At 47.2% G+C, this 24,118-nt stretch carries 27 protein-coding genes and 1 pseudogene; 12 read left to right on the plus strand and 16 right to left on the minus strand.

Features of this window, described 5'->3' with window-relative positions:
* Positions 1 to 12: 12 nt before the first annotated feature.
* On the minus strand, positions 13 to 1,638 hold the full coding sequence (locus HP399_RS20930) for a peptide ABC transporter substrate-binding protein (protein WP_173620637.1): 1,626 nt from the start codon (positions 1,636 to 1,638) through the stop codon (positions 13 to 15).
* A 111-nt stretch (positions 1,639 to 1,749) separates the two neighbouring features.
* On the opposite strand from HP399_RS20930, the gene HP399_RS20935 reads away from it, so the two are divergent.
* Positions 1,750 to 2,562, plus strand: a complete 813-nt coding sequence (locus HP399_RS20935; RefSeq protein WP_173620636.1) for a serine hydrolase — start codon at positions 1,750 to 1,752, stop codon at positions 2,560 to 2,562.
* A 107-nt stretch (positions 2,563 to 2,669) separates the two neighbouring features.
* Here the strand turns inward: HP399_RS20935 and HP399_RS20940 are convergent, their stop codons facing one another.
* From HP399_RS20940 to HP399_RS20955, 4 genes are all read right to left on the minus strand, one after another.
* Positions 2,670 to 3,965: a phytoene desaturase family protein gene (locus HP399_RS20940; protein WP_173620635.1), complete on the minus strand. Its 1,296-nt coding sequence runs from the start codon at positions 3,963 to 3,965 to the stop codon at positions 2,670 to 2,672.
* A 279-nt stretch (positions 3,966 to 4,244) separates the two neighbouring features.
* Positions 4,245 to 5,375 (minus strand): virulence factor, encoded by a 1,131-nt coding sequence (locus HP399_RS20945; RefSeq protein ID WP_173620634.1) that lies wholly within the window; start codon positions 5,373 to 5,375, stop codon positions 4,245 to 4,247.
* 102 nt (positions 5,376 to 5,477) lie between these two features.
* Complete coding sequence (locus HP399_RS20950) at positions 5,478 to 6,338, minus strand: GNAT family N-acetyltransferase (protein WP_173620633.1); 861 nt, start codon at positions 6,336 to 6,338, stop codon at positions 5,478 to 5,480.
* 22 nt (positions 6,339 to 6,360) lie between these two features.
* On the minus strand, positions 6,361 to 7,119 hold the full coding sequence (locus HP399_RS20955; protein WP_173620632.1) for a DUF4931 domain-containing protein: 759 nt from the start codon (positions 7,117 to 7,119) through the stop codon (positions 6,361 to 6,363).
* Between the two features lie 201 nt (positions 7,120 to 7,320).
* On the opposite strand from HP399_RS20955, the gene HP399_RS20960 reads away from it, so the two are divergent.
* Positions 7,321 to 7,566, plus strand: coding sequence for a hypothetical protein (locus HP399_RS20960; RefSeq protein ID WP_007727802.1), 246 nt, complete (start codon positions 7,321 to 7,323; stop codon positions 7,564 to 7,566).
* A 77-nt stretch (positions 7,567 to 7,643) separates the two neighbouring features.
* Positions 7,644 to 8,015, plus strand: coding sequence for a L,D-transpeptidase (locus HP399_RS20965; RefSeq protein WP_173620631.1), 372 nt, complete (start codon positions 7,644 to 7,646; stop codon positions 8,013 to 8,015).
* Between the two features lie 54 nt (positions 8,016 to 8,069).
* Here HP399_RS20965 and HP399_RS20970 read toward each other — a convergent pair whose 3' ends face one another.
* The 4 genes from HP399_RS20970 to HP399_RS20985 form a co-directional block, all read right to left on the minus strand.
* Positions 8,070 to 8,291 carry a hypothetical protein gene (locus HP399_RS20970; RefSeq protein ID WP_007727805.1) on the minus strand — a complete coding sequence of 74 codons (222 nt, stop codon included), beginning with the start codon at positions 8,289 to 8,291 and terminating at the stop codon, positions 8,070 to 8,072.
* A gap of 90 nt (positions 8,292 to 8,381) precedes the next feature.
* On the minus strand, positions 8,382 to 10,298 hold the full coding sequence (locus tag HP399_RS20975) for an ABC transporter ATP-binding protein (RefSeq protein WP_173620630.1): 1,917 nt from the start codon (positions 10,296 to 10,298) through the stop codon (positions 8,382 to 8,384).
* Positions 10,299 to 10,562: 264 nt separating this feature from the next.
* On the minus strand, positions 10,563 to 11,285 hold the full coding sequence (locus HP399_RS20980) for an NAD-dependent deacylase (protein ID WP_173620718.1): 723 nt from the start codon (positions 11,283 to 11,285) through the stop codon (positions 10,563 to 10,565).
* A gap of 102 nt (positions 11,286 to 11,387) precedes the next feature.
* Complete coding sequence (locus tag HP399_RS20985) at positions 11,388 to 12,143, minus strand: cupin domain-containing protein (RefSeq protein ID WP_173620629.1); 756 nt, start codon at positions 12,141 to 12,143, stop codon at positions 11,388 to 11,390.
* Positions 12,144 to 12,320: 177 nt separating this feature from the next.
* Here HP399_RS20985 and HP399_RS20990 point away from each other — a divergent pair, with 177 nt between their 5' ends.
* The 6 genes from HP399_RS20990 to HP399_RS21015 all read left to right on the plus strand — a co-directional run bounded on the left by HP399_RS20990 (position 12,321) and on the right by HP399_RS21015 (position 16,652).
* Complete coding sequence (locus tag HP399_RS20990) at positions 12,321 to 13,106, plus strand: metallophosphoesterase family protein (protein ID WP_173620628.1); 786 nt, start codon at positions 12,321 to 12,323, stop codon at positions 13,104 to 13,106.
* Positions 13,107 to 13,276: 170 nt separating this feature from the next.
* Positions 13,277 to 13,705 carry a disulfide oxidoreductase gene (locus tag HP399_RS20995; protein WP_007727820.1) on the plus strand — a complete coding sequence of 143 codons (429 nt, stop codon included), beginning with the start codon at positions 13,277 to 13,279 and terminating at the stop codon, positions 13,703 to 13,705.
* A gap of 3 nt (positions 13,706 to 13,708) precedes the next feature.
* Complete coding sequence (locus HP399_RS21000) at positions 13,709 to 14,179, plus strand: thioredoxin family protein (RefSeq protein WP_173620627.1); 471 nt, start codon at positions 13,709 to 13,711, stop codon at positions 14,177 to 14,179.
* A 177-nt stretch (positions 14,180 to 14,356) separates the two neighbouring features.
* The gene (gene ctaG / locus HP399_RS21005; protein ID WP_173620626.1) at positions 14,357 to 15,226 is read left to right on the plus strand and encodes a cytochrome c oxidase assembly factor CtaG; all 870 of its coding nucleotides are present in this window, start codon (positions 14,357 to 14,359) and stop codon (positions 15,224 to 15,226) included.
* Positions 15,227 to 15,260: 34 nt separating this feature from the next.
* Positions 15,261 to 15,872 carry an SCO family protein gene (locus HP399_RS21010; protein ID WP_173620625.1) on the plus strand — a complete coding sequence of 204 codons (612 nt, stop codon included), beginning with the start codon at positions 15,261 to 15,263 and terminating at the stop codon, positions 15,870 to 15,872.
* 6 nt (positions 15,873 to 15,878) lie between these two features.
* Positions 15,879 to 16,652 carry a FixH family protein gene (locus HP399_RS21015; RefSeq protein ID WP_173620624.1) on the plus strand — a complete coding sequence of 258 codons (774 nt, stop codon included), beginning with the start codon at positions 15,879 to 15,881 and terminating at the stop codon, positions 16,650 to 16,652.
* A gap of 59 nt (positions 16,653 to 16,711) precedes the next feature.
* On the opposite strand, the gene HP399_RS21020 is transcribed toward HP399_RS21015, so the two are convergent.
* Both HP399_RS21020 and murF read right to left on the minus strand, forming a co-directional pair.
* Positions 16,712 to 17,053 carry a transporter gene (locus HP399_RS21020; RefSeq protein WP_173620623.1) on the minus strand — a complete coding sequence of 114 codons (342 nt, stop codon included), beginning with the start codon at positions 17,051 to 17,053 and terminating at the stop codon, positions 16,712 to 16,714.
* Between the two features lie 148 nt (positions 17,054 to 17,201).
* Positions 17,202 to 18,368 (minus strand): UDP-N-acetylmuramoyl-tripeptide--D-alanyl-D-alanine ligase, encoded by a 1,167-nt coding sequence (gene murF, locus HP399_RS21025; RefSeq protein ID WP_173620622.1) that lies wholly within the window; start codon positions 18,366 to 18,368, stop codon positions 17,202 to 17,204.
* A 151-nt stretch (positions 18,369 to 18,519) separates the two neighbouring features.
* On the opposite strand from murF, the gene HP399_RS21030 reads away from it, so the two are divergent.
* Together HP399_RS21030 and HP399_RS21035 are read left to right on the plus strand one after the other, a co-directional pair.
* Positions 18,520 to 19,587 (plus strand): CapA family protein, encoded by a 1,068-nt coding sequence (locus HP399_RS21030; protein ID WP_228088302.1) that lies wholly within the window; start codon positions 18,520 to 18,522, stop codon positions 19,585 to 19,587.
* Between the two features lie 151 nt (positions 19,588 to 19,738).
* Positions 19,739 to 20,707, plus strand: coding sequence for a GNAT family N-acetyltransferase (locus HP399_RS21035; RefSeq protein ID WP_173620620.1), 969 nt, complete (start codon positions 19,739 to 19,741; stop codon positions 20,705 to 20,707).
* Positions 20,708 to 20,776: 69 nt separating this feature from the next.
* Here the strand turns inward: HP399_RS21035 and HP399_RS21040 are convergent, their stop codons facing one another.
* From HP399_RS21040 to HP399_RS21060, 5 genes are all read right to left on the minus strand, one after another.
* On the minus strand, positions 20,777 to 21,280 hold the full coding sequence (locus HP399_RS21040; RefSeq protein WP_173620619.1) for a CarD family transcriptional regulator: 504 nt from the start codon (positions 21,278 to 21,280) through the stop codon (positions 20,777 to 20,779).
* Between the two features lie 102 nt (positions 21,281 to 21,382).
* The gene (locus tag HP399_RS21045) at positions 21,383 to 21,850 is read right to left on the minus strand and encodes a DMT family transporter (protein WP_173620618.1); all 468 of its coding nucleotides are present in this window, start codon (positions 21,848 to 21,850) and stop codon (positions 21,383 to 21,385) included.
* A gap of 21 nt (positions 21,851 to 21,871) precedes the next feature.
* Positions 21,872 to 22,570: a Crp/Fnr family transcriptional regulator gene (locus tag HP399_RS21050; protein WP_173620617.1), complete on the minus strand. Its 699-nt coding sequence runs from the start codon at positions 22,568 to 22,570 to the stop codon at positions 21,872 to 21,874.
* A gap of 23 nt (positions 22,571 to 22,593) precedes the next feature.
* Positions 22,594 to 23,019, minus strand: coding sequence for a DMT family transporter (locus HP399_RS21055; RefSeq protein WP_173620616.1), 426 nt, complete (start codon positions 23,017 to 23,019; stop codon positions 22,594 to 22,596).
* A gap of 137 nt (positions 23,020 to 23,156) precedes the next feature.
* A complete protein-coding gene (locus tag HP399_RS21060) occupies positions 23,157 to 23,651 on the minus strand; it encodes a DUF1648 domain-containing protein (protein WP_173620615.1) in 495 nt (164 codons plus the stop codon).
* A gap of 78 nt (positions 23,652 to 23,729) precedes the next feature.
* Here HP399_RS21060 and HP399_RS21065 point away from each other — a divergent pair.
* Positions 23,730 to 23,879: pseudogene (locus HP399_RS21065) on the plus strand (DUF2935 domain-containing protein); the annotation flags it as partial.
* Between the last annotated feature and the right edge of the window lie 239 nt (positions 23,880 to 24,118).

The following is a 24,118-nucleotide window of genomic DNA, read 5'->3' on the forward strand; positions in this document are numbered from 1 at the left end:
ATAGACTCATGATTACTTTTGATTGGAAGCGTACTTGAAGTCGATGAACCCGAGTGCATCTACTACCACATCTTTTACGCTATCTTGCTTCACCCACGCATAGGTGAAATAGTAGATTGGCAACGCAGGCATTTCATCCATGACGATTTGTTCAGCTTTCTTGAGGATTTCCTTGCGCTTTGCTACATCCCCTTCTTTGGCAGACTGCGCGAGCAAATCGAGGAACTCCTTGTTTTCCCATTTAGATGTATTCAGTCCACCCTTGAAGACTTCCAAGAAGTTGATCGGATCGTTGAAATCACCAATCCAGCTACCACGACCGATAGTGAAGTTTCCTTGCTTCATGTCCTCACGGTGAACCTTGTTCTCTTTGTTTACCAGTTTGACCTCGATGCCAAATGCTTTGCGCCATTGATCCTGAATGACTGTCGCAATACGTGAATTGACCTCTGACGTATTGTATGCAATCGTGATCGGTGGCAACTCTTTGATCCCCGCTTCTTTCATGCCTTCTGCCAAGAGCTTCTTCGCGGTTTCTATGTCGCCGTCTTTGATGTAGCCCTCTGGTGTGAGTGCCATAGTTGGCGGGAGAATACCCGTCGCTGGCGTGCTCTTGTATGGTACGACATTATCGGAGATTTCCTGACGATTGACTGCCGTAGCAAATGCCTGACGAATCTTTTTGTTGTCAAACGGCTTTTGCGTCGTATTGAAAATGTACCAGTACGTACCCGCTGTCGCTTGAGCTTGCATCTTTCCGGATTGCTTCAGAGCATCCAACGCATCCAGTGGCAAATCGCCCAGTGGTGATCCTGCCCAATCCAGATCACCTTTTTCAAACATCGAAAGCTCCGTATTGGCATCCTCGATCATGTTCAAGGTCAGCTTGGACAATTTGACAGCGTCCTTATCCCAGTAAGAATCGCTCTTCTCGAGTTCGATCTTTGATTTATGCTCCCAATTTTTCAAGCTGAATGGCCCGTTTGTCAGGTACGTCTCTGGCTTCGAAGCCCATTCTTTGTTGCCCTCAACCGCTTTTTTGTTAACCGGGAAATAGGTAACAGATGCAACCAGTTCCGGGAAAAACGGTGCCGGGTTTTCCAGCGTAACAACCAGTGTCTTGTCGTCAGTTGCCTTCACACCAACATCTTCGGCTTTTGCCTTGTTGGCGTTAAAAGCTTGCCCATTTTTCAAATAGTACATCTGGTACGCGTAACCGGATGCGGTTTTCGGGTCGAGAACCCGTTTCCATGCGTACTCGAAGTCATGAGCGGTAACCGGATCTCCATTGGTCCATTTGGACTCCCGCAGATGGAAGGTGTACGTGAGACCATCAGCGGAAACCTCGTACTTCTCTGCGACCGCCTCTTTCAGCTCGCCTTTTTCATTCAAGCGCAGGAGGCCATCAAATGCTGCACGGGCAACAGACATCGAAGGGATATCTTCTGCCAGTCCAGGGTCGATCGTGCTGGGCTCACCAGAATTCAGGTTGACCTGCATCGTTTGGGGGGCGCTACTCTGCTCCTGCTTCGCACCTGTCGTCTCCCCCGTGGTGCTTGCTTGCGGTGTTCCACAACCAGCGAATGCTAAACTGGTTAACAGAACAGCACAAAATGATAGTTTCTTCCACTTATGCAACAGCAAAACCCCCATCTTAGGAATAATTCTTCTTGATTGTTAGGAGCATGACTAAATAATATTATCTTGAGAAAATTTTGTCTACATCGAAACAAAAGGAGATGGGTCTACATGTTATCCAGTCTTTTTGCCCAAATATCCAGCCTGATCAAGGACGCTGGCGGGGAATGGGGAATCTTTTTCGAAGATTTGCAAACCGGTGAAACATTATCCCTCAACGAAGATCAACGCTTTTATGCAGCCAGTGTGATCAAAGTCCCGATCATGACAGCTGTTTTTGCTGAGGCGTACGCTGGCAAGTTTGCCTTGGAGGACAAAATCAAGCTGCGTGCAGAGAATCTCGTTGGCGGTGCAGGTGTTCTTCAGCATATGACTCCCGGCACTGAATTTACGATTCGTGACCTGGTTACCCTGATGATCATCCAAAGCGACAATACGGCGACGAACATGATGATTGATCTCGTCGGAACAGAGAGCATTCGCAACGCAATGCAAAAAACAGAAATGACAAACAGTCACTTCTACAACAAGCTCATGGTCGTCCCAGCTGAATTGGAAGGATACAATGAAGTGACGGCAAAAGACATGGGAAGCCACCTCCGATATTTGGCAACAGGAAAAGTGATCTCCTACGACAGCTGTTTGAAAATGGTCGCCATCTTGAAGTCTCAGCAGCATCGTGACCGCATCCCTTCCCTTTTGCCTGACCCAGACGGTGATGTGATCGGGATGATTCCGAAATGGGAATTCGCCAGCAAGACTGGCTCTGTGACCAAAATCACGCATGATGTTGGCATCCTCTACATCGGTTCTCATGCTGTCACCTTGTCCATTTTAAACAAGGGACTCGAGCAAAAAGATGCTGCCGACGTCATGGCGCAAATCGGCAATCTCGTTTATCACGCATATAGTCAGAAAGCGTAATCCATGTGGCCTGCCATCTCCATTGGCGGGCTTTTCTCTTTGAAACGTTGAATGAGAAAAAACAAGCAGGCATTCCTTTCTCCAAGGAACACCCGCTCGTCATTAACCTATTCTTTTTCCAAAATCAGCTTGGCAACGTTCATCGCGCTAGAGAAAGACAGCTCAGACAGCTGGCCTTGTCCTTCACACCAGTCACCCGCAAAGAACAGGTTGCGATAATCTGGCAGGAAAGTAGGCATTGGCTTCTGATTCATGGTCCATTTGATCTCCTGTACAATTGCACGAGCAGAAACGCGCGGCACAACCAGTTGCTCACGCCAGCCTGGGAAATGCTTGTCATACAGGTTTTCAATCTCTTGTTTGCGAATTTCAGCCGCTTCCTTGTTCCCTACTTCATCCTGACGCATGTAAGCAGTCGCCTGCAGCAACTGCCCGCCTTCAGGTACACAAGTACGGTCATAATACGAAATATCGGTAATGAAAATATTGTTTGCTTTTTCGTAGATGTAGGAGAACGGTACGTCAATACGCTCTTTCAAGCCAATGTCATACACCATAACAACAGTTGGCTCGTATTCAGCATGCTGTGCAATCGCATGTTCCAGGCGCGTCTCCGCAAAGACCTTCGCCATCTCCTTCGGCGGAATACAGCAAATAAATTCATCCGCCGTAAATTCTCCCTCCGGTGTCACCACTCCAACCACACGATCATTCTCTACTTGGAACTTTTCTACTTTGGTTTTGATCAGAATCGTACCCTGATTTGCTTCAATCACACGCACGAATTCATTGATCAATGCTTGCCAGCCGCCGCCGATATAGGATACCGGTTTATTCGTTGTAAACAAACGGCTGTAGTAAGAAAAGAAAACGTCAGAAGGAATCTTTTCAGGCTCACGTGTGAAGAAGTTGGAAGAAGCAAGCGTCAACATCATTTCTCGCACTTCTTCGTTGACTTGCTTTTTCTCCATCCACTTTTGAATCGACATATGTGGATGGCCTTTCTCCATTTTTAGCATCGTTTTCAAAATCTCAAAGGTGAACAATACTTTGTCCATGCCTTTTAAGAGCTTCGTTTGGAAAAGTCCTTGTACATTCGCCGGAACTGCAGTCAGATCGCTACCAATATCGTACTTGGCTTTTGTCGGATTGAAATCCTGCCAATCGATGTTCAGACCCAATTCTTTTTCAAACGTTCTCAAAACGGAGCTGTCGCGAGCATAAATGGCGTGGGCACCGAAGTTGAAGTTAAATCCTTTGATCTTCAGTGTAACGGCACGTCCACCCAATTGACCGCGTTCCAAAACTGCAACTTTTTTGCCTTTCGACGACAGGTAGGCGGCACTGGATAGACCAGCAAGTCCTGCACCTACAATAACAACGTCATAGTGATTGGTTGTCATACACAATCTCCCCTACGCACTAGCGATGTTGAATACATAAGCTAAACCCTATCCTAGTCTAAGGGATGGATAAGGTGGAAGTCAACCATTATTGAACTGTGTCTATTTTTATACTGGCTTATACCAATATTTACCTAATGAACCAACTTGTTTACCGCTCTTCTTGAAGCAGTATGCCCTGCTATTCGCCGTATATCCAACTACGAAACCACGACAAAAAAGCCCTCTATAGCAATAATCTGCTTGATAGAGGGCTTTTACCCAATTGGAAACAGCGAACTAATCGTTTCGGCGAGTCATTTGCTGCCAAACGGTACCGCTAGCCGCCTCGCCGCTTTCAATGCGCTGCACGGCCATTTGAACTTGCAAGCTGACCTCGAACTCGGGATCGTTCTGTGCGGCACGCAAAGCGTCCAAGGCAGTTTCATCCCCCACCTCAAACAAGTAGCGAGCAGCACGCCAGCGTACCAGCTTGTTTTTATCCTTCAACGCTTCACACATCGGTAGAATCGCGCGCGTGTCCCCCAAGTCGGACAAGGTATCGCCTGCTGTGCGTCGTACAGAGACAGAATCATCGCGGAGCGCTTCAAACAGCAGCGGGAAGACATTATCGCCACCGATCATGCCCAGATACACAACCGCAAGCCTGCGAATCGACGGCTTGCTATCACGAAGCGCTTTTTCCAAAACAGGCAAATCCTCTTCGGTAGGCTCCATCCGATCCAGCGCTTCATATCTTTTTTGCCAATCCGGATCATCGAGCATCTCCAGCGTAACGACTTTCTTTTCACGTACGACTGGCTCTGGGGTTTCCCCGGGACCAAGCGCCATGGCCTGTTCCACGATTTCTTCCACACGGCTCTCTGGATAGGAGGCATCGACTTCCAATGCGACCTCCTCGCCAATCTCGCGCAAATCGCCATAGCGCACGCCATGCTCGACCCATTTTCGCTCCATGATGAGGTTAGGAGACGCAGAGCCTGCACGCACCGCTGCCTGTCCAAAACGCTCTGGCAGTGCTGCACGAATCTGTTCCGTTCCCATAGTCACCTTAACCTGCATCGGTACACCGCGGAACATTTGAATGTACACTTGCGCCTCTCCAAATGCCCCCGCTTCCTCCGCAGACATGTCAGGAACAGCCGCGCCTCCACCTGCTTGCAAAACTTCGCGCGCGACAGTCAAAATACGCTGCCAATCTGCATTGGACTTTCGCTCCAGCGCGAGAAAATCTGCTGTATGAAAAATGGAGGTAACCCCTTCGATCTCCAAGAGCTTGTTCATGAGTTCTGGTGCTTTACTCGCATCTTTCTTTGTATAGACATGTTGGACCCCATCCGGCAAACGCTCGTCTACATTCAGCTTCATGACGTTTGGACTCGGCGTCGGTTCGATGGACAACAGTTTCATAGTGAGTCACTCCTTTTTACAGCACACTTGCTTTCTCTTCTATCGTAGCATGTATCCTGATATGTTTTCCAACCTGAGAGATGGTCAAAAGCAGTTTGCCCGCTACAACGCCAGCTTGTAGTAATCATTGGCCGACTTTACAAAAAAGCCGCATGATTCATACAGCCCCAAAGCATTACTGTTTTCACAGGCGACCTCGAGTGATACGTTCTGGTATCCTTCTTTCCCCAGCATCTCGATTGTTTGTGCTAAAGCCTGGCGTCCATATCCTTTCCCTTGGTGATCTGGGTGGACACAAAATCCATAAATAAACGCCTTGCTCTCATCCTTGTTCACACTTATTTTGCCAACGGCCTTATCATCGACAATCATCAAATGCGTGGTGGACTTGGGATCACCCGCCATGTTTTCGGCCATTTCCCTTGCGCGTTCTTCCTCCATTTGAAATCCATGGATGTTCAGCCAAATCAATGTTTCGTAGTCACTGGCGATCTCCGGTCGAAGCAGCACGTTCCCAGATACCGTTGCTCTTTGCTTCTCCCCTAAATCCATCCAATATTCCGAGAATTGATATTCCCCGCCGATTCGCTCCATATATGACTTGCCGCTTTGCGAATCTCGCTGAACGATAAACAACTGCGACGGAATGTCTCTTCTTCTGCATGCATCTGCGGCTTGTGCTTGCAACGCTGTGAATATGCCTTTTCTTTTGTAGGCTGGATGGACCATGCCGCTCACTTCTGCCTCACCGCCGTGAAACACGTAGAGCCCTAGAAAGCCAACCAGCTTTCCATCCATATAACATACAAAATCTTCTTCATGCTCTCCCGAACGCTTTTCCAGCATACCCGGGTTTACTTTGAGATCAATGCCATCCTGCTCATTGCAAATCGCAACCAATTCTTTAATCTGTGCCAGTTCCTCTGAGGTGAGTGTTTTTCTTGCCGTGATCGTATACGTCATAGCGTAAGCACCCTTTCTATGATCAGAAGTATCGTCGTTGCAACTCAGCGACCATCTCTTCCAAATTATTGGCGACCTGCGGAATAGAATAGCCTACGTAAAGAGGTGAGGTAACAAATCTCGGAACTACTTTGGCGATCAGCTTTTCTCCCCAATGGTAAAAGAAAAAATTGTAGCTTTGGTTACGTGGATTGACATGAGTCAGTATCCAATGTGCTAAAATTTGTAAGTAATCTGCCATTTTCGACAATCGATCAAAGTCCGATAGAATGACATTGTATTCAAAAAAACCTGCACGCGGATGCGTAGACAGATTGCATTCAATCCCTGCCTCTTGATCGATGCTCATGCCAATAAAATCACTGTCTTTTACCTGATCCAGATAGTTGTAGTCATGTAATCCGACGATCTGCATGTGCGGATGACGGATGCTCCCCCCGGAATACGGGCCGTGGTTTTTGAAAAACAGAACAGAACGATAAGACTTACTTTGCTCCATTTCAAGCCACTTCTCTACCCCGAATGCCAGCAATGCTCGTACATGCTCATTGGAATAGACAGACCAATCCCCTTGGCATTCATCCGACTCAATCAAAACAGTTTGATGCGTATCCTCCAGAACAGGGAATTTGTTTTTGAGCCAAATCATGGAGCCCCGCTGCTCCAAAACGTCTGTGAGACTGTTTCGATCACAAAAAGGACAAGCCGTTTCTGTGTTGTTTACACTCACTGGCTTTTTTCTGCCTATTTGCATGTTAAAGTGCAAGTGCGTCTGCTTCATTCCCATGTCCCTCCAGTTTGTGCTACTTCCACTTTACACGCATTTCCTGGGAAAATCATGACGTTTTTTGCCCCGACAACACTTTTGAAACCTCAATTGGACTGCCTATTTTTCAATGTCTGTGGCGTTTGTTTCTTTTTTTATCTCAAATGTTTTACATACAATGGAAAGCAGTGAAACCTGGAAAGGTGTTGGAATTGGATGGAAAAATCATTTTATTACCCTGTTAGCTGGAGCGAGGCCCAACATTACAAAACGTTGCTTGATCAAGAAGGAGTCCCTTATGAAATTCAATCCCCGCTCGATTTGCCTGTCTTGGAAGAAGGTAAGCTGGCCATCGTCTTTCCTTCCATTCCTTTACGGATGTACGTCTGGGTGCGAACCTTGTTCTATCGTGACGGCCTGCGCTATCCGGATACGTTTTCGTTAGATTTCAAACTACATTAATCATGAGAGAAAAGGGACCGGTTCCGTTGGTTTTCATAACATAGTAAGAGCAGCATTTCGTATCGTCTGTGGGGGAGGTGAAGAAGCTGCCGTCCTACAACATTCGCATCTCGATTGCGAAGCTACGTCTTGATCTGTTCGATGGAAACCGACTCATCCACTCTTATCCTGTTGCCTTGGGCAAAATTGCCACATCGACACCACGAGGGAATTTTACCATCATCAACAAAGTCCCCTATCCGAATTCTTATCCGGGAGGTCCTTTGAGTGCTTTCGGCACCTTTTGGATGGGACTAAGCAAACCACACTATGGTATTCACGGTACGAACGATCCTTCTTCTATCGGCAAGTATGTATCTCACGGCTGTATTCGCATGTTCAATGAGGACGTGAATGCGCTGGCAAAAATCGTGCCCATTGGTACGCCCGTTCGAATCAGACAGCAATAAATATAAACATAGACATGCAAAGACCCGCCTCTCTTAAACCAAGGCGGGTCTTCTTTACATAAGATGAGTCTTTTTCGTTCTTTCTGCTTCCGTTTCATCCGCTTCCAAGTATACAAGAAATCTTCTCGCTTGCTTATACATGATCGATAACGTCATTTCCCTGATCTTGTTCATGATCACTTCTTTATCCTCTGGATGCACTTCGGAAGAGAGCTGCTGTTCTTGCAGCTCTAGGTAAGACATCACCCATTCCGGGTCTAACTTATAGGCAGGCAACGACAGCGACTCCTCTACTCTAGTAATCTACTCTAGTCTACAGGTGGAAGCGTCGCTTTCCCAGCCCTCAATTACTGGCTACGCCACTAATTATTTCCCTTGCTCCAATTCCTCTACCAATGCTGATAATTCCGCCCAACGCTCAATGGTTGCCTCCAGCTCTGTCGCCACTTGCTGTTCTTCTGCATAGAGCTTTTCAATTTTGCCATAATCGCTGCCAGACGCTGCAATCTCTTGCTTTAGCTTGACGCTGCGCTCTTCCAAAGCCGCGATCTTGCCTTCAATCGCATCCCATTCCTTCTGATCCTTGTAAGACAGCTTGCGTGTGCGGTTGTTGCCGCGATTAGCCCCGCTGTTGCTTTGCGTCTTTTCTGCCTGTTGATCCGCTTCTTGCACCTGAGTTACTTTTTCCTGACGTCTTTCTTCCAGATACTCGGAGTAATTGCCGTAGTATTGACGGATGTTTCCTTGCCCCTCAAAAGCAAACAAATGGTCAACGGTACGATCGAGGAAATAGCGGTCATGCGATACCGTGATAACTGCCCCTGGGAACTGCTCGAGATAGTCTTCCAAAATACTGAGCGTTTGAATATCCAAATCATTCGTAGGCTCATCTAAAAACAGCACATTCGGCTCTCCCATTAGCGTACGAAGCAGATAGAGACGTCTGCGCTCTCCCCCAGACAGGCGGGAAATCGGTGTCCATTGCATATGCGGCGAAAACAGGAACCGCTCCAGCATTTGCGAAGCCGTGATTGACTCGCCATTGCTCGTCTGAATGACCTCTGCTGCTTCCTTTACATATTCGATGACGCGCAGCTTTTCGTCCATCTCGACATTATCTTGCGTGTAGTAGGCGATTTTAACGGTCGTCCCGATTTCCAATGAACCGCTATCCGGTTGAATTCTTCCTGCTAGCATGTTCAAGAGTGTCGTTTTTCCACTTCCGTTTGGCCCGATAATCCCCACACGATCACCCGGCAGGACAATATAGCTGAAATCGTTGATCAGTTTTCGCTCACCGTACGCTTTATGGATGCTTGTAAGCTCGATCACCTTTTTACCGAGACGGCTGGCCCCGAGTGCCATTTCCATCTTGTTAGCAGGTCCATCTACGACTTTATCTCGCAACTCCTCAGCCCGTTGCACACGCGCCTTTTGTTTGGTCGTCCGCGCTTTTGCTCCACGACGAAGCCATGCCAGCTCACGTCGAAGCAGATTTTGTCGCTTGCTCTCTACGGCCGCTTCATTTTCTTCACGCTCCGCCTTTTTCTCCAGAAACATCGCGTAGTTGCCTTCATAGCTGTACAGCTTGCCGCGATCCAGCTCAAACGTGCGGTTCGTCACACGATCCAGGAAGTAACGATCATGGGTGACGAGCAGCAATGCACCCTTGTAGCGGGACAAATACTCTTCCAGCCACTCGACTGTCTCATTGTCAATATGGTTCGTAGGCTCATCCAAAATGAGCAGGTCTGCTGGTTGGATCAGAGCACGTGCCATTGCTACCCGCTTTTTTTGTCCACCAGAGAGCTCTCCTACCTTTTGTGAGAAATTGTGCAGGCCAAACTTGGTCAGGATCATTTTGGCTTGCGTATTGCTCTCCCACGCATCAGCCGCATCCATCCTGTTTTGAACAGCAAACAATCGCGCCTGCTTTTTCTCGTCGTCAGGAGATTCCTGAACAGCCTCTAGCGCAGTTTCATAATCACGCAAAAGCTGAATGAGCGGAGAATCGCCGTAAAATACTTGTTCCAGTACGGAGGAGTTTTCGTCAAAATCGGGATTTTGCGGCAAATACTCCACACGGAAATGATTCGCGTGAACAATTTTCCCGCTATCCGCTGTATCCAAGCCCGCCACGATTTTCAAGAGCGAGGATTTTCCCGTACCATTGACGCCGATCAGACCAATGCGCTCTTGCTCGGCAATATGAAAGGAAATGTTTTCAAACAATACTTTTTCTCCATAGCCTTTGGAGAGGTTTTCTACTGATAATATTTGCATGAACGTCACCTGTACTTTTCTATTTGCTTATCGAGAAGCCATATGAATCTTACACTCGATGGTATCATGTTTTTCGCGCAAGCTCTAGGGTGATTCAAATGGATCGAACAAATATTGGAATGTTATCTCACTAATGGTAAAATATTGAATATTAAGTAATAATGACACCTGTATAAAAATAAAATAGGAAGCGTCACCAGCAATAAGGCATGTAAACGAGCCCAAACAGAAGAAGCGTACTCTTTTCATCGAGCACGCCTGCTTTTATTCTCCTAACGACTGTCCTACTCTTTGCAGCACGTCGCCGATCCGTTCATTTTGGATGACCTCATCTGCCCACGCATCCAATGGGGTTGGTTCCTGATTGACAATGACTAGTTTGGCTCCTCTTTCTTTTGCATGCTGCGGAAACCAATTGGCTGGACTCACCGTAAGCGAAGAACCTAATACGATGAACAAATCGGCTTGTTCGGTCCACGAGATGGCTTGATCGACTTGCGATTGCGGCAAAGATTCACCAAACAAGACAACACCCGGACGCAAAAATTCTCCGCATGCGCAAATCGTCCCTTGATCCTCCTGATAATATGTATTGGCATATTCGGTCCCGCAGGCAAGACAGCGGATTTTCGCAAGGGAGCCATGGAGTTCGGCTACTGCCAAGCTTCCCGCCGCTTGATGAAAGCCATCTACATTTTGTGTAATGATCCCATGAACCAATCCAAGCCGCTCCCATTCAGCTAAGCATTCGTGTCCGGCGTGTGGCTTGCAAGACAGCAGTCCTTGAATACGCATCTGATAAAATTCCACAAACGCTTCCCGATTCTCCATCATTGCGCGTGTACTCGCGAGTTGCATCGGATCTTTGCCGCGCCATAGCCCGGACTGTGAACGAAAATCAGGCAAGCCACTCTCTGTCGACATGCCTGCTCCGGTGAATACAACTGCAAAGGAAGATGTCCGCAACCAGTGTGCCAGATGATCCATCATGGTCTCCCCTTCTTCTTTGAAAATGTTCTTCTCCTGATTGTAATAGAAGAATGCCGGATTTGGGAGACCTGCCCATCAAGACACTAGCTGTCTTTCCATTCAATAGGATGGATAAACGGGTTGGGGCGGGTATCCGGTATGGTAGGGATTCGTGCCATATTGCGAATAACCAGTCGGCTGTTGATAGACTGGGTGCTGTCCATACCCACCCTGCTGCACATAGTTGGCATCGTAATAACCGTAACTGTCTGGCAACTGGCTCGAGTAGCCATGGTAAGGGTACTGACTTGCGGCAGCTCTATCTGGCAACTGCCCTTGCTGCTGACATCCTACTGGTGGGCCAATCACAACTGTTTTTGTAAGAGGCGCAAATGTTTCTTTTACCTTTGCTTCGTCTAAACAATACGTATGTGCCCACACACTTGCTGGAGTCAACCGTAAAATATCGGAGCCAAAGATCACCTCAGGAACAGGCGCATCAAAAATAGCCAGTAGATGCGTATCATCTGTCAAAGCCATTTCATAATGCCACCAGCCCTGCGGGATATTGGCAACTTGTCTCGGTTTAATATTGTAGTTGAGCAATTGATTGGTAAAAGGATTGATTAAGGACACAATGGCCTCACCAGCGATGCAATACACCAGTTCCGCTGCATTTTGATGAATGTGTGGCTCAACAACATTTCCCGTTGTCAGGAAAATATCTAGCAGTGAGCTGTTGCCCAATGTATTTAATTGTGCGATCCCCAAGGCATCGATGAAATTCCGATCGTCCTTTTTGAAAAACAGATTATTTCTCATATCGTACGTGAACTGAGTATTTGGCGATGTATAGTCGCGATAGGGAGTAGCCATCTGTCGTTTGATCCTCCCACCGTATGGGTATTTGACTCATTATGCATCTCTATTCCAGTTCACAAAATATGTGCACCCATCTATTCCATCAAGAAAGAGACACACCTTTCACCCTCCACTTTACACAAACATATCCTACTAAAAGGCAAAACGGGTACTCGAGGAGGGTGAACTTGTTTGACTACTTATTTAGTCTCGGACATACATGGTCAGAATCAGGCTTTTCAAAAGGCGCTGCGGGACGTTTCCTTCTCGTCCCAAGCTGGTGATCGTCTGTACGTATTGGGGGACATGATTGATCGAGGACCGGAATCAAAGGAAGTATTGCTCGATCTACTCGCTCTTCGGCAGGCGTATCCGAACCAAATCTATCTCATAAAAGGCAACCACGAGCAGATGCTCGAGGATTGGCTATCCGGCAACGGCAATCCGGAGTTATACCTGCGCTACAATGGCGGCGATGCCACCATACGTTCTTTCTTAGGGAATCACCCGCTTCGGCGAGCTTTTCTTAACCGGATGCCTTCTATGCAGGAACAAGAAGAAGCGCGGCAATTCATCCTTTCTCGCTATCCAACAATTTTGCCAGCCTTGTCGTCTCTTCCTTTGTATATAGAGCTGCCAGCCGATCCGCGAACAGGAGCTCCAGCCGCACTTTTGGTACACGCAGGTATTCGACCCGGCATCCCCTTGCAGGAACAAAATCCGCAAGATTTACTATGGATTCGCGAGCCTTTTTACCTTTATTATGATGGAGAACTCCCTGTCATCTTTGGTCATACCCCTGTTCCAGGATTGCCTCAATACACAGGCAGCGGTCCTTGGCGCAGAGACAATATCGTCGGCATTGATGGTGGCGCAGGATATTGGCGAGGCGTCATGCTCGTCGAATGGCCTTCTCTTCAATCCATTTTCGTACCGATTCGGGATAGGCAATCCTCTCCACAAGTAAGGGTCTACTGATCATGCTCGGAAAACTGGGAGCTTTCGCACTGGTGCTCCTACCTGCTGCAAGCGCATCGGGTAGTGCATCCAGTATGATGCGGGAGACAAGCCCATTCGTTCAACAAATTATTACTTTTTATAATCTACTTTCGATTTGTAATATGTTAAGATATGGACGAGGTGTTTATATGAAACGTCAGCAAATCGTGGAACAAGCCATGTTTGCCGCTTGGGGAGTCTCCCTGATCGCAACCGGAGGCAGTTTGTTTTTTTCAGAGGTGTTAAAGTACATACCGTGTGACCTGTGCTGGTACCAGCGAATCTTGATGTACCCGCTCGTCATCTTACTCGGGGTTGCCACCGCGAAGAAAGATGACAAGATCGCGTCGTACGCCTTGATTCTCTCCATCATAGGAGGTCTCACATCGCTGTATCATTACTCGATTCAAAAAATACCTGCCCTGCAAGATCTGGGTAGCGCTTGCGGCATTGTACCATGCAACACGGACTATATTAACTGGCTAGGCTTTATCACAATTCCGTTCCTTGCTCTCATTGCCTTCACCTTGATCAGCATCCTGCTTGTCATCGTTATGAAAAATGCAAAGGAGAAATGATTCATGAAGAAAGTCATCTTTCTATCCATCCTTGTGGCTGCGCTCCTGATTGGTGCGATTGTGTACGCTGACATTTCGAACCGTCAGCTTGCGGAAGGAAACCCTTACGGTAAAGCCAATTTGCACCCCGCTACTCTCGATCAATTGAGTGACCCGCTGTACGATAATCTCATTATGCCTAATGAGCTCAAAGGTAAGCTCGATAATCAGGAGGACGCGTTTGTTTACTTTTACAGCCCGGTTTGTGAACATTGCAAAGCAACTACCCCCGTCCTTGTACCAATCGTGAAAAGCTTGGACATCGATATGAAAAAGCTCAATTTGCTGGAATTTAACGCCAGCTATGGTGAATACAACATCGAATTCACTCCGACCCTCGTTCATTACAAGGGCGGCAAGGAAGTAGCTCGACTCGTCGGTGGGCGTGAAGCAAGCGAATGGAAAAATTGGTTGGAAGAACAGAAAAAATCATAACATTTGGTAGCCTCCCACAATTCTTTGCGGGAGGCTCTTTTCATATTGGACACACGTGACAAATATGTGAAGTTTTCCGTTCCCTTGGAAGAAATAGCCCGAACGAGTCATTAGGCTTTTCCAGTTATTTGCCTATAATGAGTACTGGGGATAATCCTTGAAAACGGAGGTAATCGCATGACCCTCACTTATTTCACTGAAACCTTTGGCTTTCGGGCGACATGGAATCCAGAGCTGATTCTTTTGACCTTCTTGATCGGTCTGGCTTATTTCTCGCTGACCGGACCATTACGCCAAACTTTTCAAGATTCCACACCTGTTACACGAAAGCAAAAGACTTTTTTCACCCTCGGCTTACTTGGTTTTTACTTTAGTATGGGGAGTCCTTTGAACGTAGCTGGGCATTTTTTGTTTAGTGCCCACATGCTGCAGCAATCGTTGCTCTATCTCGTAATGCCCTTGCTCCTCTTGGCAGGGACCCCGTCATGGTTGATCCGCGGTCTGTTCTATCGCCGGGGGCTCAAGCTGTTCATGCGCATAGCGAGTCACCCGATACCAGCTATTCTCATGTTCAATGCCCTGTTCTCTTTTTACCACATGCCCGTTATTTTAGACTTGGCAATGAACAACCTGGCCCTACATAATTTGATTCATTTACTGCTGCTGGTGACTGCGATTTTGATGTGGATGCCGGTTGTCGCACCGATACCGGAAATTCACCGTCTGTCGGAACTGCAAAAGCTTGCCTACATCTTTGCTAACGGCGTTTTAATTACGCCTGCATGCGCACTGATTATTTTTTCAGCAACACCGTTGTATACGACATATGTAGACGGTCCTTCCATGCTCTGCGCTCCATTCTTTTCCACGCCGATCGACAAATCGATGTTTGCCGTTCCTCTTCTCCCTCTCGAGGATCAACGGCTGGGCGGAATTGTGATGAAGCTCATGCAGGAACTGACGTACGGAGTCGTCCTGGCTTACATCTTCTCTACCTGGTATCGAAAAGAAAAGAATCAGGAAGAGGACGGCCTCATGACGCCATAGCCAAAAAGAAACAGAAAGGAGGCGCCACACACACGTGAATATCGCCCCTGCTACCGCTATCCGAATCCGACGGTTGCTCTTGTTGTTACCCGTCCTTGTGCTTGTTGCTCTTGTCGCTTCTTGGGTTTGGTTCGGGCCCAAAAACGCCCAGGCGAAATTACCTGATGTGACTTTGCAAACCATCGATGGACAATCCTATTCGCTAGCACCGCAAAAGAAAACGTTTCGCTTGGTAGAGCTGATTTATACCCGTTGCCCGGATATTTGTCCCACGACAACGATAAAAATGGTTCAGCTACAAAAGCGCTTGCTCGAAGCAAACTTGATGGGGCAAGACGTTGAGTTTTTGACCATCACGATTGATCCACAAAACGACACCCCTGATGTCATGCGCTACTATGCCAAGCAGTTGGGGATACAAGAACAAGGCTGGACCCTGCTTTGGGGTGATGAGACAACGATCAAAACGGTTACAAATTCGCTTGGCTTTTTTGCCAATAAGATGGATGATGGATTTATCTCTCATACATCGAGTACGTATCTCGTGGATGATAACAATGCCGTCATTCAAAAATTCGGCATGGGAGACGATTTCGATCCCGAACAAATTTATCAGGAACTGTTGAAATTGAAGAAGGAAGGGTAATCCAACATGAAACGTACGATGATTCTGCTCTTATCCATGCTTATGCTCCTTTTAGCCGCTTGTGGAAAAGAGAACGAGCAACAAGCTTTGCTACCTGGATCTCCCGTCGAGGCTGCCTTTACATTGGAACCAAAGGAGCTTGTAGCGGGCGACACAGTTACCTTCTCCGTTAAAGTTACACAAGATGGCCAACCCGTGGATGATGCCAAGGAAGTGAAGTTCGAATGGTGGAAAGATGGGCAAGAAAAGCATGAAACGATCCCGGCTTTGCTACAAGGAGACGGTGTCTACACGGCCCAACAAACCATTAGCGAGCCAGGTTCTTATTTTGTCTACTACCATGTAACGGCACGTGATTTCCACAATATGCAGAAGACACCGTTTACCGTAAACAACAAGACTGGCGAGACGACTGGGGCAACGCCATCCGCACCTCCAGCTGACGCAGGTCAGTCACATGATCATGGGGCGGCAGGTCACGCGAATGGTGAAACAGTTGATTATCATTTCTCTCCAGCCGACAATATTCAAGTGGCAACACCAGCTGCTCTCACCGTTCATCTGATGAAAGACAACAAAGCGTTGGACAAAGCGACAGTCAAATTCGAGTTCTGGCTGGGAAATGACGAGAAGCACAGCTTCGTCGATGCAACGGAAACTGCGACAGGCCAGTATGAAGGCAACGTACAGTTCCCCACTGCCGGAGATTATACAGTGAAGGTTCATGTGGAAAAAGGAGACATTCATGATCACAAGGATTTCTCACTCTCCATAAAATAAGTCCTTCAAAATAAAAAGGCCATCCTCCCCGGGAATGGCCTTTTTGCTCGTAAATGGAGTCAACATGTAAAATAAGCGATTCGATCCAAGTCTGTCCCGTAATACTGCCATCGATTCCCTCTCCAGCGATAACCGGATACAGAGTTACGACTGACATAGACGGGGTAAAACCAGAAAGAGCGACCATTTCGCAGCCAAACATACGTGTAACGATATAAACAGGGGTAAAATCCGCCAGCATCGATCCGGCGTGTTCCCCCATAGCCTCTTGCTCCCGGTGCACTTGGCGTCCTGCTCGGTGGAGGACCTGGTGGCGGAGGGGGAAAACCTCCCGGTGAACCAGGGGAACCTTGATAACCTGGGGAACCTTCTGGACCGCCAGGGGGAAATTGATATGACATGACGTGTCACCTCCTACTAGTCTCCCTATAGGAAATGCAGCAAACGCACAGATGGTATGTGCGTTTGCCCGCCGTCATTCACCTATTTTTTCCGCAATAGCCTGTATGCAAATCCCTTGTCCGCACCCTTTCAGGCGTCCCCACTCTTTCATCCTTTCCGATTGCTTAGATTGGCTGTTACTCTGCACAAAAATTGTACAGTCTCTCCCATTTTCAACCGATTCGATCCTTTTACGAGGAAGGCTGTATCTGGCTTCAGCTGTTTTGCTAGACGACGATGCAAGCCTGCCTTGCTCAAACAATGCCTGACCCGATTTGCCGGAAAACCGGAGAGAATCGCTGCTCTGGCAATATACCTAGCACTTCTCCCCAGCGTATATAAGTAGTCTACATTTTTTTGACTCAAATATTTCCCGACATCCTCGTGACCTTTCACGTCGTATTTGCCCATTTCCAGCATACTGGCGAGCACCGCGATCTTTGTGGTATGTCCTACCTGGCTTAATACATCAATCGCTGCCTTGGCCGCATCCGGATTCGAGCTGTAGGTATCATCCAGCACCTGAATGTTATTCGCGAATCGATAGCTGGTTAGTCGTTTTCGTTGTCCGCGAAACTGGCTTAACCCGCGACGAATATCATCGACGGGAATCCCCATCGTATGCGCGACTGCGATAGCAGCCAACGCGTTGTACAAATTATGCTCGCCGGGAATAGGAACAAAAAATGACTCCTTCTCTCCACGCAAAGAACATTCGAATCGAAACCCATTGCCCTCTATTTTCGTTCGCCCCGCCTTATAGTCCGCCTCCTGCTCCTTGCCAAATGTCACGACTTTTCCCGTGAACGAACCCAGGTAAGGCTGTTGAATGAACTCGCGAGAAAAGGGACAGTCCCCATTCAGAAAAATGGTTCCCGTGGGTTTCATATGACGAATTAACTCCGTTTTTGCTAATGCCAGCTGCCTAGCATCACCGCCAAAATTTCCGATATGAGCCGTGCCAATGTTCGTGATGACTCCCATCGACGGCTGTATGATTTTGCAATGCTGTCGCAAATGACCACGTCGATAAATACCATACTCAAGCACTGCGGCCTTGTGCTCGTCCCGAATTCTTTTGGTGTGCGCTCTTGTATTTCCCAGGAAGTTCTTGTTGTACATCGATTTATATGTGGGCATGCGTTGATTCAGGATGGTATAGATCATTTCCTTTGTCGTGGTCTTCCCTGCACTTCCTGTCACAGCGATAACGGGCTTGTCGAGAATCAGTGTCTTTACCGGTACAGCAGCTCTTCTCTTCTTTTTCACGGGCATCACCCCTTTGCCTCGTTCTTCTCTCGATCAGCTTTCCTATTGTATGAACGGCATAGACAGCCTGTATAGACCATTATCTATGAAAACGTTCCGCTACTATCCAAATCAGACGGACGACTTCTGGAATAGAGTAGGAGGGGAGGTGAAGCGCATGAAAAAAAAGGCCACCATCGCCGCTGTAGGCGACATCCTGATGTGGAAAGAACAGGTGGCAACTGCCAGACTGCCTGGTACAGATCAATTCACTTTTACGGATATGTTTCATCCCGTGACACCGATTCTCTCAGCGGCAGATCTCACGATTGGCAATTTAGAAACCACCTTTTCCGGGAAAACGCAGCCCTATCAAATCGGTTCGGCACGAACCGGTTACCCTCGCTTCAACTGTCCAGATGAATTGGCTCGGGACTTGAAAACATCTGGCTTTGACGTATTGACTACAGTGAATAACCACTGTCTGGATGGCGGAGTAACCGGACTTTGCCGAACCCTTGATGTTTTGGATCGATACAAGCTTGCTCATACCGGAACCTATCGAAGCCGTGAGGAGGCAAATACCTACCTGATTAAGGAGGTAAACGGCATTCGCATCGCTATGCTTGCATACACCTACGGGACAAACAAGCAGGTGATCCCCGCTCATACGCCATGGATCGTCCGACTTCTTCATCTTGACACGATATTATCCGACCTGAGAAAAGTCCGTCCTCTCGTCGATGTTGTGATCATCTCCCTTCACTTTGGGATTGAATTCCGCTATACACCAACGATGCGCCAGCGACAGCTCGTACAAAGCCTGCTCGACAACGGCGCTGATATCATCCTCGGAGCTCATCCACATGTTCTGCAGCCTGTTGTCACCCCGAGTATCACGACTGCTCACGGAACCAAGAGACAAACACTAGTCGCGTATTCATTGGGCAATTTCACATCAGAGAAAATGCTCTCGTTTGATCAATCTCAGTGCGGAGCAATCCTGCGATTTACTGTCGAGAAGGATGAGAGGAATCAGATTTCACTCGAGCAAATTTCGGTCATCCCGACGTTTTCGCAACGATATGTAAGTCAAGGGCGTATATGCTTTCGTGTCATCCCCATGCGTTCGTATCTAAAAAGCCCTGATCTGTATGGGCGACCCCTGCAGAGAAAAAAGCTCCAGTTGCTGTGGAATCGCGCCATCCGCATCATAGGTAGAGCGCGGGGCGTATTGATTGAATAACACCGGAGCAAACGAGGGAGCGGGCAGTTTGCTCCCTACCCTTCCTCTTTTCCTTTATAGATCCGGATTGACGATTCACAGAACATTTTGGTAAAATTCTTTTGTAACTAACAAACTTACTTTAGATAGTTACAAAGGAGAGATGACCTGCATGATCACCGTTCGCCGTATCCACTCGGAGGATTTACCTGCATTTCTTGCCTACCCGTACCATCCTGCGTCCGTTCAGGATGATGTAGCTGCTTACCTCGACAAAATGTTCACACAAGGAGCCATGCGTCAGGACTGGTGCTTCGTTCTGGAGGTACAGGGTGAGATCACTGGTCGTCTTGCCTTCTGGACATTGCCTAGCAGTAATCAAGCGACTGATTTGGTATTGTGGGAGCTTCCATGGAAAGAAACAGAATGTCCTTCGCTCGGTGCTCATTTCTTACGCGAAGTCTTTACACTCATGGCAGGGAATCTTTCGGAGAAAATCGGTTATGTTCTGGATTCACCTTCCTCCTCTCCCCAATGGCAAACGGATCACCAGGAGCGGAGAAATGTTCTGGAAGCGCTCGGCTTTCGAATTAGCCGGGAAACAAACCGCTTCGAATGGCATGCTCCGATTGATGCAACTGTTATACCATCAAACGAAACGCATGATCCCATCGTGTATCGCAGTCTTCCTGAGGTTGGCGAGGCTGCATTTATGGATGCCATCATGCGCGTCTCACAATTCACCCACGATCAACAAATTGCAGAGGAGCGCATGGAAAAAGGCCCACTAGCCCAAGCAAAGGAAATGTTCCAAGATTTACAACAAATGAAGTACGAACCGGAATGGTGGCAGCTTGCCTATACAGCAAAAAATGAGCTTATTGGTTTTTTGATGCCTACGGTCAGCCCTACCTTTGCCACGATTGGATACATAGGTGTTCTCCCCGAGCAAAGAGGACACGGCTATATAGATCGATTGCTGAAGCAGGCCACAGACGTTCTTGTACAAGCAGGAGAAACGTACATCCGCGCAGATACCGATGTAAAAAACACGCCAATGGCCAAAGCCTTTTTACGTGCTGGATACCACCAGTTTGCCAGTCGCCAAGAATTTTCCCTGGATCGCAGCTTGTTGCTCTAACAGACATACAAAAAAGGGGGCGATTGCAATAGCAATCACTCCCCCCTGCTTCCCCTGTTTGGACAATATTTATGGGACAATCTCAGACATTTCTTCTGGGCATACAGCTTGCTTTAGCATTTCTGTTGCCTGTTCCGTATCTACGTCTTTTACCAATTCGATCTCACTAATGAGTAGCTGCTGCGCATTATCCAGCATCACTTTGTCACTCGTTCCCAACACTTTTTCTTTACTCATACCAACCAAATCGCGAATGACCTCAGATTGCTCGTAAATATCGCCACTCTTCATTTTTTCTGTATGAAGCTTGTAGCGCTGCGCTGCATTCAAGGCGGTGTCGCGTTGCCCCTCTCGCATGGCGGCCAAAACATTCTCCAGAATGTCGGCTTCGACCACCTTTCGAATACCAAGAGCGGACATCTTTTCAACCGGGACCATGATGTTTAACTCTTTCAGCAGCATGTTGAGCACATAATAGAGGTGTTTTTCACCCAGAAATTCTTTCTCCTCCATCGCCTCGATTACGCCTGCTCCGTGCATCGGATAAAAAACCTTGTCTCCAACTTGAAACATACGTCCACCTCCTTCAAAGCAATCTATAACCATTATAACACAAATATCGAATTTAAAATTTTTTATTTTATCATGACGTTTAAAATCAAGTCAATAAAAAATTTACATCTTACTCATTGAGCGTTTCTGTTGCCATTCGCCGCCTAGTTTAAATACGATCACACCCCCGACAATGACCAGAACCCCAAACAATTGCGTAAAAGTAATTGGCACTTGAACTAACCCTAACCAGCCGATTGAATCCGACCATAAAGCAAAGCCAAGCTGGGCAGTGAGAACAATGGAGATGGCATACGTTGGGCCAAGCAGTCTCATCCCTTGCACCAGGCAAAAGACCACCCCGACACCGATCATGCCGCTGAACCAGTACCACGGCTGCATAACTGGAAGCGAAAACAACTGATTTCCTTCGAATATGAGCCCCATCGTCAAAGACGACAGAAATCCCATCCCAAGCACAAGTGTCGTCGTAGTCCATGTTCCTGCCTGTTCACTTACTTTTCTGTTGAAAATATTTTGCAAGCTGACCAACAAGCCAGCCACTAACGCGAAAAATAGCCCGACTACCATGTTTTTGACACTCCTGTCTCATTATTGGTTCGGAGTCTCGCTCGCCATTTTAGCTAAACCTTCCCTATCCTTAATCAGAAGGAATCCATTGGCACGCTCAATCAGCCCCTCCTTGCAGAACTGCTGGATGACCCGATTCAAATGTCTGTAGCTCGTTCCAATCATATTCGCTGCATCCAAGAGATTGCTCGTACTAATCTGTTCTTTGTTGGCAGAATTCCACTCTTCTATCGAAACGGACAACAAATAACGAGCGAAACGTACTTCTACTGGGTACAGAAGGTTGATGCTTAATGAGTTGGACTTCACACAAAATTTATGCGTAATGATTTGCAGTAAAAACTGCAGGAGTGGAGCGTAGTCTGTACCGTATTTCTTCAACCAGCGATAATGAATCCCGATCATCTGAACAGACGAGGCCGCTTCCACCGAATTCAGATAAGAAATTCCCCTTACGTACTCAATATCTCCGATCACTTCAAGCGGCTTTTTAAAGGAAAGGATCAGGGTTTTTCCTTCGGGGGAAGTCGTAAAAATCTTTACTTTTCCCTCAACTAAAACATACAGATGACAGGCCGTTTCGCCCTGAGCACAAATGAGCTCCCCTTGATCAAATTGGAACAAGGACAAATGCGGCAAAAAAGGCTCATGAAAAACAGACGCTAACTGATGGTCACGGAGATATTGTTGCAAAAGCTCACGATTTTCGATTTCCTTCATTCCTCTGTTTCACCCTCTCGTCATCAGGCCCTCAGTATTAGTACCCCCAGAATCATCATCCCGATCCCAATAAAATGCGGCAGCCTCATCTTTTGTTTATCGACACCGAACCACCCATTACTGTCAATGAGAAAAGTCAGGCTTAGCTGCGCAATCAAGAGGGCGGAAATCGTCATGGTTACCCCGATATGGTGAATGGCCGTAACATTGCTAAAAATGATAAACGCAGCGAATGCCCCACCTGTCAAATATAACTGTTTCACTCGCCTGTATGCCTGCCATTTTCCATCTCGAAAAAACAACAGGAGTAAAAAAGCTGTGAGGAAGCCCGTTAACTGCGTAAGTGTCGCGGTTTGCCAAGTACCAATATCCTGACTGATTTTTGAATTCGCTACACCTTGCAAGGTAATAAAAACGCCGCCCAAAATAGCAAAAATAATCCCTTTCATCCTCTCACCTCACACTGATCTGCTCCTAATTAAAAAGGATCGCAAGGTGGATAGGGAAGGACATATGTCCTCATGATTTTCGTTGCAAAAACAAAGGAGAGGACCTTCCCGTTAGAAGGACCCCTCGCTCATTCTTCTCATTGAATCTTTTTTTGTTTCACGATTCCTATCACAAGCAGAACGATCATCCCAATGATGGTGATCGGCAGAAACCATTTCCCAAAGCCGCCTCCCCATCCTAGAGCAATGGAAACCGACTCCAACAAGATTACGGAAAAAATAATTAAGCAGCTATTTTTTATTTGGTTCACGATTTTTCGACTGTGCAAATAAAACTGCTCGGCATTCAATTCAGTGAAGCGTCCTGGATAGTTATGCAGCTCCGGATGTTTTTCGAGTACCTGCATGAGGAAAATGATAAAGACGCCAATCCCAGGTAAAAGAAGCAGTTCCCATTTTGATCCCCAGCGATCTACTTCCCCCAATGCATTGTAATGGGCAGGCACCTCGTCAGGAAGCTTATTCCATGCAAAGACTAAAAAGAGTAGCGATCCCACGAAAAATAAACAACCAACTACATCCCATAACCATTCGCTGCCTGTCTTTGGTATATCTATGATTGGTCTCTTCATATTCTCCCCCCTTTCTGCTGCTCCTCCTACAAGCATTTTACCATTTATGTCCATTTGCGAGTCAAGGTCAATCCGTCGCTCACCCAACAACTCCGTGATTTTAAACTTCATATTCTAGAAAGACATCTCATCAGTAAAATTTCCATCAGTCTTCCAACCACGTTTATGAACCACATGGTCAATGAGCTAGAAGAACATGAACGAATCTTACAAGCTTTCCGATGCGGTAGGGCATGCAGCCACCAGACTGTTTCCCGACCAGACCGCGAATCGAGTAAAAAATTCACCATGTTCAGAACGGGGCGAAAGCTAAAGGCTTTACGCCTCTTTATCATTCTTTCTTTGCGATATCCACTCATACATAAGCAAGCAGGAAGCTGTCCTCATATCCTATAAAGTACCAACCGTTAAGGGGGAGTGTCATGGATCCGATTGAGCATCATAGGCAGCGAATGCATCACCACATG

It is taken from the genome of Brevibacillus sp. DP1.3A (assembly GCF_013284245.2).
Classification (GTDB): Bacteria; Bacillota; Bacilli; order Brevibacillales; family Brevibacillaceae; genus Brevibacillus.

Coding starts and splice junctions, on each gene's coding strand:
- HP399_RS20935 (WP_173620636.1), top strand. CDS start 1,750: ATGTTATCCAGTCTTTTTGCCCAAATATCCAGCCTGATCAAGGACGCT.
- HP399_RS20940 (WP_173620635.1), bottom strand. CDS start 3,965: ATGACAACCAATCACTATGACGTTGTTATTGTAGGTGCAGGACTTGCT.
- HP399_RS20945 (WP_173620634.1), bottom strand. CDS start 5,375: ATGAAACTGTTGTCCATCGAACCGACGCCGAGTCCAAACGTCATGAAG.
- HP399_RS20950 (WP_173620633.1), bottom strand. CDS start 6,338: ATGACGTATACGATCACGGCAAGAAAAACACTCACCTCAGAGGAACTG.
- HP399_RS20955 (WP_173620632.1), bottom strand. CDS start 7,119: ATGAAGCAGACGCACTTGCACTTTAACATGCAAATAGGCAGAAAAAAG.
- HP399_RS20960 (WP_007727802.1), top strand. CDS start 7,321: ATGGAAAAATCATTTTATTACCCTGTTAGCTGGAGCGAGGCCCAACAT.
- HP399_RS20975 (WP_173620630.1), bottom strand. CDS start 10,298: ATGCAAATATTATCAGTAGAAAACCTCTCCAAAGGCTATGGAGAAAAA.
- HP399_RS20980 (WP_173620718.1), bottom strand. CDS start 11,285: ATGGATCATCTGGCACACTGGTTGCGGACATCTTCCTTTGCAGTTGTA.
- HP399_RS20985 (WP_173620629.1), bottom strand. CDS start 12,143: ATGGCTACTCCCTATCGCGACTATACATCGCCAAATACTCAGTTCACG.
- HP399_RS20995 (WP_007727820.1), top strand. CDS start 13,277: ATGAAACGTCAGCAAATCGTGGAACAAGCCATGTTTGCCGCTTGGGGA.
- HP399_RS21000 (WP_173620627.1), top strand. CDS start 13,709: ATGAAGAAAGTCATCTTTCTATCCATCCTTGTGGCTGCGCTCCTGATT.
- ctaG (WP_173620626.1), top strand. CDS start 14,357: ATGACCCTCACTTATTTCACTGAAACCTTTGGCTTTCGGGCGACATGG.
- HP399_RS21015 (WP_173620624.1), top strand. CDS start 15,879: ATGAAACGTACGATGATTCTGCTCTTATCCATGCTTATGCTCCTTTTA.
- HP399_RS21020 (WP_173620623.1), bottom strand. CDS start 17,053: ATGTCATATCAATTTCCCCCTGGCGGTCCAGAAGGTTCCCCAGGTTAT.
- murF (WP_173620622.1), bottom strand. CDS start 18,368: ATGCCCGTGAAAAAGAAGAGAAGAGCTGCTGTACCGGTAAAGACACTG.
- HP399_RS21030 (WP_228088302.1), top strand. CDS start 18,520: ATGAAAAAAAAGGCCACCATCGCCGCTGTAGGCGACATCCTGATGTGG.
- HP399_RS21035 (WP_173620620.1), top strand. CDS start 19,739: ATGATCACCGTTCGCCGTATCCACTCGGAGGATTTACCTGCATTTCTT.
- HP399_RS21040 (WP_173620619.1), bottom strand. CDS start 21,280: ATGTTTCAAGTTGGAGACAAGGTTTTTTATCCGATGCACGGAGCAGGC.
- HP399_RS21045 (WP_173620618.1), bottom strand. CDS start 21,850: ATGGTAGTCGGGCTATTTTTCGCGTTAGTGGCTGGCTTGTTGGTCAGC.
- HP399_RS21050 (WP_173620617.1), bottom strand. CDS start 22,570: ATGAAGGAAATCGAAAATCGTGAGCTTTTGCAACAATATCTCCGTGAC.
- HP399_RS21055 (WP_173620616.1), bottom strand. CDS start 23,019: ATGAAAGGGATTATTTTTGCTATTTTGGGCGGCGTTTTTATTACCTTG.
- HP399_RS21060 (WP_173620615.1), bottom strand. CDS start 23,651: ATGAAGAGACCAATCATAGATATACCAAAGACAGGCAGCGAATGGTTA.